The 569-nt window shown below is 59.2% G+C and carries 1 protein-coding gene; it reads right to left on the reverse strand.

The window, feature by feature from the left end:
• Window positions 1-233 precede the first annotated feature (233 nt).
• The coding region (locus AB4091_RS21825) for a type II toxin-antitoxin system VapC family toxin (protein WP_442295005.1) at window positions 234-569 on the reverse strand (336 nt) is incomplete at its 5' end.

Raw genomic sequence — 569 nt, forward strand, 5'->3', positions numbered from 1 at the left:
CTTTGAAGGGCGAGGATGTTGCGCATTTGAAAGGCCGCTCTCCTGAGATTTTTGCAGTTGCCATGTCACGTCACCTTTAGGTGGCCTTCTAGCCAATTCTGCGCGTCATTTTCAATTACAAGACTCTTGAAACGTTTCGCTTACGCGTTAAAGGCGAATGTGCAGCAAACGGTGGTCTACCGGAGGTCGTCAGAACCATTCAATCTCCCGCGAGCTGCCCACGATTCCCTTTGTCAGGCGGCAGTCCAATCGTCCAGCTTCAGCCCCACCACGCGGCGAAACTCGCCCGTGTTATTGGTCACCAAGGTGAACCCCCGCGCCTTGGCCTGCCCCGCGATCAGTACGTCGTATGGGCCGATCGGTGTTCCGGCACGGGCAAGTTCCGCTCGGATCTCGCCCGCGACCCGCGCATCCTCCGGGTCAATGTCGAGGATCGGCAAATCCGAAAACAGCAGCCGCAGGGTTTCCAGATTGAAGGCGACCTTCTGGCTGCGATAGGCGCCGTACCACAATTCATGCGCCACGATGGCCGAGGCGGCGAGCGTACCCGGTTCGGCCGCCTCCACGCG

The sequence above is a fragment of the Terrabacter sp. 2RAF25 genome, from assembly GCF_052115265.1.
In the GTDB taxonomy this organism is placed as follows: Bacteria; Actinomycetota; Actinomycetes; order Actinomycetales; family Dermatophilaceae; genus Terrabacter.